Source organism: Nocardia neocaledoniensis (genome assembly GCF_029868625.1).
Lineage (GTDB): Bacteria > Actinomycetota > Actinomycetes > Mycobacteriales > Mycobacteriaceae > Nocardia > Nocardia neocaledoniensis_A.
Map to the genome: position 1 here is coordinate 1 of NZ_JARWOJ010000102.1, position 10,414 is coordinate 10,414.

General features: G+C 71.4%; 4 protein-coding genes. 2 read left to right on the forward strand and 2 right to left on the reverse strand.

The window, feature by feature from the left end; genetic code table 11:
- Positions 1 to 205 precede the first annotated feature (205 nt).
- Together QH270_RS07070 and QH270_RS07075 are read right to left on the reverse strand one after the other, a co-directional pair.
- The gene (locus tag QH270_RS07070; RefSeq protein ID WP_232996587.1) at positions 206 to 598 is read right to left on the reverse strand and encodes an SCO5389 family protein; all 393 of its coding nucleotides are present in this window, start codon (positions 596 to 598) and stop codon (positions 206 to 208) included.
- Positions 599 to 683: 85 nt separating this feature from the next.
- The gene (locus QH270_RS07075; RefSeq protein ID WP_280339656.1) at positions 684 to 1,715 is read right to left on the reverse strand and encodes a nitronate monooxygenase; all 1,032 of its coding nucleotides are present in this window, start codon (positions 1,713 to 1,715) and stop codon (positions 684 to 686) included.
- Positions 1,716 to 1,984: 269 nt separating this feature from the next.
- Between QH270_RS07075 and QH270_RS07080 the strand changes: the two genes are divergently transcribed.
- Both QH270_RS07080 and QH270_RS07085 read left to right on the forward strand, forming a co-directional pair.
- On the forward strand, positions 1,985 to 2,851 hold the full coding sequence (locus tag QH270_RS07080) for a M23 family metallopeptidase (RefSeq protein WP_280339657.1): 867 nt from the start codon (positions 1,985 to 1,987) through the stop codon (positions 2,849 to 2,851).
- Positions 2,852 to 3,068: 217 nt separating this feature from the next.
- Positions 3,069 to 10,358, forward strand: a complete 7,290-nt coding sequence (locus QH270_RS07085; RefSeq protein WP_280339659.1) for a non-ribosomal peptide synthetase — start codon at positions 3,069 to 3,071, stop codon at positions 10,356 to 10,358.
- Positions 10,359 to 10,414: the final 56 nt, after the last annotated feature.

Here is a 10,414-nt window from a genome sequence, read left to right on the forward strand (position 1 = left end):
GCTCGACAATGTCGCCGCCGCGTCGAAGGTCCTGCAGGAGATGGGCGTCGACAACGGCGGCAGGCTCGGCCCGCTCATCCACAGCCTGAACACGATGTCACAGGGCCTGGAGAAGAACCGGGCCAACCTCCCGGTGGACCCCGCGTCCTCACCCACCACAACGGCGGGGGGGCACGGCCCCCCCCCCCCGCCTTTCGTCTGCCTGTCAGCAGTTGCGCAGTTCGGGGCTCTGGTTGAGCAGCTGGGCGCGCGGGCTGATGTAGCGGGAGTAGGTCTCGCCGCCGACCGCCGAGAGCGGGAAGGCCGCGACCCGGTGGCAGTTCTGGAAGGCCAGCTTCACGCCGAAGTGGCGTTCCAGGCCGCCGCGGATGGCGTCGGAGGCCAGTGCGCGCAGCAGCTGACCGCGGGCCACCTCGTCCGGCGGCGGCACCACGTTGTCGGCGAATTCCGCGTCGCCCGCCCGCAGTTCACCGGCGACGCGGCTCACGACCTCCCAGGCGTAGGGCAGTGACGTACGGACGCATTCGACGAATTCCGCGTCGTCGATATCGCCCTGTTCGGCGCGCTCGAGCAATGCGGCGGGAACATCGAGGGACATGGCGCTCTCCTCCTGCTTGGGGGTGGTCGGCGGGATGCGATGCCCCTACGAGTCTAAACGAAATCCGTTGTCAATAACCCTGGATTCATTCCGAAAGTGCTTTTCGGAGTGCGTTTTTCGCATCCGCGACCAGCTCCGCGACGAGTTCGCCCGCGGGTTGCTCGCCGGTCAGTGAATGCGCTTGCCCCGCCCACAGATTCACATCGTCGGAGTTGCCCGTCGACCTGGCCGCCGCTCGCAACGGGGCGGTGGCGTAATGAATTTCGGGGTACGCGGCGGGCGCCGTCGCGGTGTGCGCCTCCAGAAAACTGTTGCGGATCCCGCGGGCGCGCCGTCCGGTGAAGGCGCGGGTGAGCATCGTCGGCTCCGTCGACCCGATCGCGGCGCGATGCACGGCGTTGGTCCCGGCCTCGGGACAGCGCAGGAACGCGGTGCCGAGCTGTCCGGCCGCGGCGCCCGCGGCCAGTACCGCGGCCAGCCCGGCGCCGGTGGCGATCCCACCGGCCGCGATGATCGGCCGCGCGGTGACGGCGGTGAGCAGCTGGATCAGCGTGAGCAGGCCGGGCGGGTCGACGATGTCCTCGGCCGGATCGTCGAGGAAGCTCGCGCGGTGGCCGCCCGCCTCGGCGCCCTGCGCGATGAGCGCGTCGGCGCCCGCGTCGAGGGCGATCAGCGCTTCGGCGGGGGAGGTGACCGTCACCCAGACCTCGGTGCCGACGGCGTGCAGCCGGTCGACCTCGACGGCGGTCGGGCAGCCGAAGGTCGTCGAGACCACCGCGATCGGGTCGGCGACCAGCAGGTCGAGCTTGTCGGCCCAGGCGTCGGTGTCGTGCCTCGGCGTGCCGAGTGGATGGTCAACGCCCAGTTCGGCGAGGTAGGCGGCGTAGGCCGCGGGCTCGGCCACCGGGCCGGGCGCGAACAGGTTCATCCCGAACGGTGCCGTGGTGGTGGCCCTGGTGGCCGCGATCTGGGCGGCCATCGCGTCGGCGGCCAGGTATCCCGCGGCCAGTTGGCCGAAGCCGCCCGCCGCCGAGACGGCGGCGACCAGTTCCGGGGTGGTGGGGCCGCCCGCCATGGGCGCGGCGACGATGGGGACACGCAAGCTCTCGATCACCATGGTCCGAGTCTGGCCTGTCGGGGTGCGGGCAGAGTCCGTCGACTGCCCGGATAACGGACCCGACGGTGCGATTGTTACCGTCCGACACGGCTCCTACCTGCGACTTCCTCCCGGAAGGTTGCGGAATGGTCACGGCCGGGTAGAGTTCCCGTCACAACGGATGCCGAAACGTTACGTCGAGTCGGCAGCGGGAACCGCGAGAGCGGCTTCCGGGCCGGGTCGCCAGAGCCGGTGTCGTTCCCTTTGTCGCCGGACGCTAGGACGAAACTTTGTCGCAGCACCGTATGGGCCCCGAATCCATCTCCGTCAAGGCCCTGCTGGGTGACGGAGGCGCCGGGCGCCCGAGCCGGCACCGCGCCGAACCGTCCAGGACCGACCGGGTGCGGGTCGCCGCCAGCGCCGCGGTCGCCACCGGCGCGCTGGTCGGCATCGCCGCCCAGGTCGCCCCGACCATCGCCTACGCGGCCCCGCTGCTACCGACGCAGAAGGACGACGTCGAGGCCTCCGTCGTCCCCGATTCCGCTCGCGAGGCGGCCGAGGTCAGCCTGATCGCCGCGCAGCACACCGCCCCCGCCGCCGAGGCGCCCGCGCAGATCGACGCCGTCGCAGCGCCGATCGCCGCGCCCGTGGCCGCGCCGTTCGGCATCGGCAACCTGCCGCCCGAGATCTCCGCGCCGCTCGCCCAGGTCGAAGACATCATCCAGGGCATCCAGCACCAGGTCGCGCCGCCGCAGGCCGCCCGTCCGGTCGCCGGCCCGATCAGCTCCGGCTTCGGCGCCCGCTGGGGCGCCATGCACAGCGGCATCGACTTCGCCGATTCGCTCGGCGCCCCGATCCACTCCGTCATGAGCGGCACCGTCGTCGAGGCGGGCCCTGCCTCGGGCTTCGGCCTGTGGGTGCGCGTGCTCCAGGACGATGGCACCACCGCTGTCTACGGCCACGTCAACGACATGCTCGTCACCCAGGGTCAGCGGGTGAACGCGGGCGATGTCATCGCGACCGTCGGCAACCGCGGCCAGTCCACCGGCCCGCACCTGCACCTCGAGATCTGGGACCAGGGCGGCACCAAGATCGACCCGCTGCCCTACCTCGCCTCGAAGGGCGTGCCGATGGAGTGGGGTCCGTCCGCGCACTGAGCGCCCGCGCGGTTTTCACCGCGAAACCAAAGTGACGGTGGTTCGCTATGAGCCCCGTCACTTTGCTGTGTGATGCGGCAACGCCGCTGGTCGGCGGGCCGATAATCCTCAGGGCCCATGGAACCTGGGGCCCGGAAACCGGGCTGGATATGATGGCTCGATCTGCACCGGGCGGCCGTCAGCGCGTCCAGGCTCGATGAGAGGTGAATGAACTCGAATGGAAACCGCCCGTCGTTCTGCCCGCGGTAACCGCCGTCGCCGGTCGAGCAGTCCGACATTCGGGCAGTTACTGACCGGGGCGGTCGAGTCGTCGGCCGATCGGGTCGCCGTCCGGTTCAACCCCACCGGCGAGCCCGGCGATCAGCGTCAGCTCACCTATTCCGAGTTCGATCAGCGCTCCGCGCAGCTGGCCAGGGAGCTGATCGGGCGCGGGATCGGCCCCGGCGACGTGGTCGCCATCGGCATCGCCCGCAGCATCGAATCGGTGCTCGCGGTGTGGGCCATCGCCAAGACCGGCGCCGCCTACGTGCCCGTCGACCCGAACTATCCGGCCGACCGCATCGCCCACATCCTCTCCGACTCCGGCGCGGTACTCGGTCTCACCACCGGCGCGCATCGCGGTGTCCTCGGTGACACGCTGCCGTGGCTCGAACTCGACGACGCGGCGACGGCGGCGCGCATCGCCACCCAGCCCACGCACCCGGTCTCCTACGCGGATCGGGTCCGCACGCTCGACGAGCGCCACCCGGCCTACCTGATCTACACCTCCGGCTCCACCGGCAAGCCCAAGGGCGTCGTGGTGACCCACACCGGTCTGGCGCCGCTGGTGGCCGCCGAGCGCGAGCACTACCGCGTCACCGCCGAGGCGCGGGTACTGCACGTGTGCTCGCCGAACTTCGACGTGTCGGTGCTCGAGCTGCTGCTGACCTTCGCCGCGGGCGCCACCCTGGTGATCGCGCCGCCGCAGGTGTTCGGCGGTTTCGAACTCGCCGATCTGCTGCGCCGCGAGCGGGTGACGCACATGCTGATCACCCCGGGCGCGCTGGAATCGGTCGATCCGGCCGGCCTGGACGACCTGCGCGTCGTCGTGGTCGCCGGTGACAAGTTCGGCCCCGAACTGGTCGGCCGCTGGGCGGTCGGCGAGCGCGAGTTCTACAACGGCTACGGCCCGACCGAGGCCACCATCCTCGCCACCAGCACCCCTCCGATGGACCCCGCCGCGCCGGTGACGATCGGCTCCGCGATCGTGGGTGTCGGTGCCTTCGTCCTGGATTCGCGCCTGCGCCCGGTGCCCGCCGGAGTGATCGGCGAGCTGTACCTGTCCGGTCCCGCGCTGGCCCAGGGCTACCTGAACCGGCCCGGACTGACCGCGGAACGGTTCGTCGCGAGCCCGTTCGGCGCGCAGAGCGGCGACGCCGCCGCCCGGCTGTACCGCACAGGTGACCTGGTGCGCCGCACCGAATCCGGTGACGGCGTCATCGAATACATGGGCCGCTCGGACTTCCAGGTGAAGATCCGCGGCTTCCGGATCGAGCTGGGCGAGATCGACAACGCTCTCACCGCGCATCCCGACATCGACTTCGCGGCGACCCTCGGCAAGACCCTGCCCTCCGGCGTGACGGCACTGGTGTCGTACGTGCTGCCGAGGGCGGGCGCCACCGTCGAGGTGAGCGCGCTCGACGCGTTCCTCGCGGAATCGTTGCCCGGCTACATGATTCCGGCCTCGATCATGGTGCTCGACCAGATCCCGCTGACGCCGGTGGGCAAGCTGGATCGCAAGGCGCTGCCCGAACCGGTCTTCGCGGCACGGGAGTTCCGCGCGCCCTCGACCCCCGTGCAGGAGATCGTCGCCGAGGTCTTCGCGACGCTGCTGACCGCGGGCGGGGCCGAGGAGATCCGCGTCGGCGCCGACGACGACTTCTTCGAACTGGGCGGCAACTCGCTGCTCGCCGCGCAGGCCGCCACCCGGATCGGCGCCGCGCTCGACACCAGGGTGCCGGTGCAGGTGCTGTTCGAGGCGAGCACCGTCGCCGCGCTGGCCGAGCGGGTGGAACGCCACATCGGCACCGGCTCCGGGCAGGAGCTGCTGCCGCAGGAGCGGCCCGAGATCATCCCGCTGTCGTTCGCGCAGCAGCGGATGTGGTTTCTCAACCGGTTCGATCCGACCAGCGCGGTCAACAACATGCCGATCGCGGTGCGCCTGTCCGGTGCGCTCGATGTCGACGCGTTGCGCGCGGCGGTGCGCGATCTGGTGGCGCGGCACGAGGTGCTGCGCACCATGTACCCGCAGGTCGACGGCGCAGGCCAGCAGCTGATCCTGCCGCTGAGCGATCCGCGCGCGGTGCCGGGCCTGGAGTGCGAGCAGGTCACCGAGGACCAGGTGCCCGCGCTGGTCGCCGAGACGGTGGGCGTCGGCTTCGACGTCGCGCTCGCCCCGCCGATCCGGCTGCGCCTGCTGCGGCTGCGCGCGGACGAGCACGTGCTGGTGTGCGTGGTGCACCACATCGCCGGTGACGGTGTCTCGATGGGCCCGCTCACCCGCGACCTGATGGGCGCCTACGTCCAGCGCAGCGCGGGCCGGGAACCGCGCCTGCCCGAACTCGCCGTCCAGTACGCCGATTTCACGCTCTGGCAGCGGTCGGTGCTCGGCACCGAGGACGATCCGGATTCGGTGCTGGCCCAGCAGATCGACTACTGGCGCACCCAGCTCGCCGGGCTGCCCGACCAGCTCGACCTGCCGACCGATCGCCCGCGCCCGGCCGATGCCACCTACCGTGGCGCCACCCTCGACTTCCGCATCCCCGCCGAGGTGCACGCCGGGCTCGACAAGCTCGCGCACACGCACAATTCGACCCTGTTCATGGTCGTGCACGCGGCGCTGTCGGCGCTGCTGGCCCGGCTCTCGGGCAGCACCGACATCGCCGTCGGCACGCCGGTGGCCGGTCGCGGTGACGCCGCCCTCGACGATCTGATCGGCATGTTCGTCAACACCCTGGTGCTGCGCACCGAGGTGGACCCGGCGGCCACGTTCGAGGAGCTGCTCGCGCACACGCGCGGCACCGATATCGCGGCCTTCGGCCACTCCGACGTGCCCTTCGAGCGCCTCGTCGAACTGCTCGACCCGGCCCGTTCCACGTCGCGGCATCCGCTGTTCCAGGTGATGCTCGCGTTCCAGAACATGGCGCGCACCGCGCTCGAGCTGCCCGGCATGACGGTCAGCGGCGTCGACCTGAGCATTCCGTTCGCCAAGTTCGACCTGCAGTTCGAGATGGTCGAGGACACCGACCGGCACGGCGTGCCGAACGGGATCGCGGTGGGCCTCACCTATTCGACCGATTTGTTCGACGCGGCCACCGTCGAGGGCGTCGCCGCTCGGTTCGTGCGCCTGCTGGCCGCGATCGTGGCCGATCCGGCCGCGCCGCTCGGCGGGCACGAGCTGATGGATCCGGCCGAGCTGGATCGAATCCTGGTGCGCTGGAACGACACCGCGCACGAACTCGCGCCCGCGCTGCTGCTCGACGGCTACCGGCGCGCCGTCGCCGCGCACCCCGACGCGGTCGCGGTGGCCTACGAGGGCGCCGAGCTGACGTACCGGGAATTCGACGAGCGGGTCAACCGGCTGGCTCGGCGGCTGATCGCCGACGGTGTCGGCCCGGAATCGTATGTCGGTCTCGCGGTGCGGCGTTCGCTCGATCTGGTGGTCGGCATGTACGCGATCGTCACCGCCGGTGGCGCGTACGTCCCGCTTGACCCGGATCATCCGGCCGAGCGCATCGCGCACATCCTCGAGACGGCGGCGCCGGTGTGCGTGCTCACCACCACCGCCGACGCGGTCGAGGTGCCCGCGCACACGCCGGTCGTCCTGCTCGATACCGTGGCGCTGCAAGACTTCTCGGGCGATCCGGTGGCACAGACCGAGTTGGTGCGTCCCCTGCTGCCCGCGCATCCGGCCTACGTCATCTTCACCTCCGGTTCGACCGGCAGGCCCAAGGGTGTCGCGGTCTCGCACGCGGCGATCGAGAACCAGACCAGCTGGATGCTCGCCGAGTACCCACTCGGCCCCGATGACGTGTACCTGCAGAAGACCGCGACCACCTTCGATGTGTCGCTGTGGGGCTACTTCATGCCGTTGCGCACCGGCGCGAAGCTGGTCGTGGCCACCCACGACGGTCATCGTGATCCGGCCTACATCGCCGAAACCATTGCGGCGCAGGGCGTCACGGTGACGGATTTCGTGCCGTCGATGCTCACCGTGTTCGCCGCGCACACCATCCCCGGTGCCATTCCCACCCTGCGCGACGTCTTCGTCGTCGGCGAGGCGCTGCCGCCGGAGACGGTCGCGGCGATGAACGCGGTGTCCACGGCGCGGGTGCACAACCTGTACGGGCCGACCGAGGCCGCGGTCTCGGTGACCTACTGGCCCGCCGAACGAACGGGCCGGGGCTCGGTGCCGATCGGTGTGCCCGAGTGGAACACCCAGGTGTACGTGCTGGATTCGCGCCTGCGCCCGGTGCCCGCCGGCGTGGTCGGTGAGCTGTACCTGGCCGGTGACCAGCTCGCGCGCGGCTACGTCGCCAGGCCCGACATCACCGCCGACCGGTTCGTCGCCAACCCGTTCGCGCCCGGTCTGCGGATGTACCGCACCGGCGACCTCGTGGTGTGGCGGACCCAGGAGGACGGCAGCGGCGCGCTGGAATACCTGGGCCGCACCGACTTCCAGGTGAAGTTCCGTGGTCAGCGCATCGAGCTCGGCGAAATCGAGACCGCGTTGCTGGCCCAGCCGACGGTGAGTCAGGCCGTCGCGCTCGTCGCCGATTCGCCCGCCGGTGAACAGCTGGTCGCCTATGTGGTGCCCAAGCCCGGCGCCGAGATCGATCAGGCCGCGCTGCTGGCCGGCATCGGTGATTCGTTGCCCACGTACATGATTCCCGCCGCGCTCGTCGCGCTGGCGGCGTTCCCGCTCAATCCCAGCGGCAAGCTCGACCGCAAGGCACTGCCCGCGCCGACCTTCACCGCGGGCGAGTTCCGTGCTCCGGCGACTCCCGTCGAGGAGATCGTGGCCGGTGTCTACGCCGAACTGCTCGGCATGGGCCGCGTCGGCGCCGACGACGACTACTTCGCCCTCGGCGGCAACTCGCTGCTGGCCACCCGCGCCGTCGCCAGGATCAACGAGGCGCTGGACGCCGACATCACCATCCGCGACCTGTTCGAGGCGCCTACCGTCACCGCGCTTGCGGCGCGTGTCGGCGCCCTCGGCGGCGCGGCGACGCGGCCCGCACTGGTCGCCGCCGAACGGCCGCAACGGATTCCGCTGTCGCTGGCCCAGCAGCGCATGTGGGTGCTCAACCAGCTCGACCCGGCCTCGGCCTCCTACAACCTGCCGTTCGCGATCCGTCTCACCGGCGCGCTCGACGTGGCCGCGCTGGACGCCGCCGTGACCGATGTGCTCGGCAGACACGAATCCCTGCGCACCCGCTTCCCGTCGGTGGACGGTACGCCCACACAGGAGATCCTGCCGGTGGGCGCCGTCCTGCCGAACGGGCTCGAGGTGGAGACCACCGATGACGTGCTCGGCCGCGCCGCCGCGCTGACCGGCGCCGGATTCGACGTCACCCGCGAGGTCCCGGTGCGCGCCCGGCTGCTCACCGACGGCGCGACGGCCGACTGGCTGCTCGTGTTCGTGGTGCACCACATCTCCGGTGACGGTGCCTCGCTGGCGCCGCTGGCCCGCGACCTGATGACGGCCTACGTCGCCAGGTCCGGTGAGCAGAGCCCGGCCTGGACGCCACTGCCGGTGCAGTACGCCGACTTCGCGCTGTGGCAGCGCGACGTGGTCGGGTCCGACGACGAGCCGGGCTCGGTCGCGGCCGCCCAGCTCGCGTACTGGCGGAACCAGCTGGCCGGCGTACCGCCGCTGCTGGAACTGCCGCAGGACCGCCCGCGCCCCGCGGTGCCGACGCTGCGCGGCGCCACCACCGAACTGCGCCTGCCCGCCGAGGTGCACGCTCAGCTCAACCATATTGCGCGCGAACACAAGTCGTCGCTGTTCATGGTCGTGCACGCGGCGCTGGCGGTGCTGCTGGCCCGGCTGTCGGGTACCACCGACATCGCCATCGGCACCGCGGTCGCCGGGCGCGGTGAGCGGGCGCTCGACGAGCTGGTCGGCATGTTCGTCAACACGCTGACCCTGCGCACCCCGCTCGACCCGGCCGGGTCCTTCGACGAGGCCGTCGACCTGGCCCGCGAGACCGATCTCGGCGCCTTCGCGCACGCCGACCTGCCGTTCGAGCGGGTCGTCGAGGTCGTCGCGCCGGGTAAGGGCAGCGCGCACAATCCGCTGTTCCAGGTCGCGCTGACCTTCAGCAACAACGAGGTGGCCGCCCTCGAACTGCCCGGTCTCACCGTGGCGGCCCTGGAGACCGCGGTGGCGGCGAAGTTCGACCTGCAGGTCGACGTGGAGCCCCGGTTCACCGCGGAGGGCGCGCCGGACGAACTCGTCGCCCTGTTCAACTACGCCACCGACCTGTTCGACGAGTCGACGGTGCGCACCCTCGGCGAGCGGTTCGCCCGCATCCTGACCGCGGTCGCCGCCGACCCGCAGCAGCGCGTGGGCGATATCGACATCCTCGACGAGCAGGAGCGGGCCCGGCTGCTCGCCGGTGCCGCCCAGGCGCCCGCGCCGACGGCCCCGACCGGGGGAACCACGCTCGCCCAGGCGTTCACGGCCGCCGCCGAGGACGACCCGGACGGCCCGGCGCTGGTCTGGGGCGAGGAGTCGCTCACCTACGAGCAGCTCGACGCCCGCTCCTCGCGCCTGGCACGCCTGCTGATCGGCCGTGGCTTCGGGCCGGGAGCCGGTGTGGCCGTCGATCTTCCGCGCGGTGTCGACTGGGCCGTCGCGATCTGGGCGGTGCTCAAGGCCGGTGCCGCGGTGGTGCCGGTCGCCGGTCCGCTGTCCGGCGAGCCGACCGCCAAGATCGGGATCACCACGGGCACACCCGGTTCGGGCGATCTCGACTGGCTCCTGCTCGACGAGCCAGCCATCCGCACGGAGCTGTCCACGCAGTCGGCCCGTCCGGTGACCTACGCCGACCGCACCAGGGCGCTGCGCGGCACCGACCCGGCCTTCGTCGCCGCCGACGGTGTCCGCAGCTACGACGAACTCGCCACCGCGGGCGCCAGGGTGCGCACCGGTGCCGAGCTGACGTTCGAGTCGCGGACCTTCGCCAACGGCGCAGCGGACAGCTTCGCCGCGCTGGTGGAGCCGGTAGCGGCGGGTGTGGCTGGTGCGTCCATGGTGCTGGTTCCGGCCGGGCCCGATCTGTCCGGGGCGCTCGCCGACGAGTGGGTGAGCCACCTGTTCGGTGATCGGGCGGGGCTTGACACGGTCGAGACCGCCGGGCTAGAGGACCTGCGCGCGGTGATCGCCGACGACGCCGCGCCCGCCGAGACCGGCCGGGCCGAGGTCGTGCTGGTACTCGGGGACCTGCGTACCTCGGCGGTCTGAGTCGTGTCTTCGACAGCGACACAACGATGTTCGGTGATGGGTGAGGTGGAATCGCG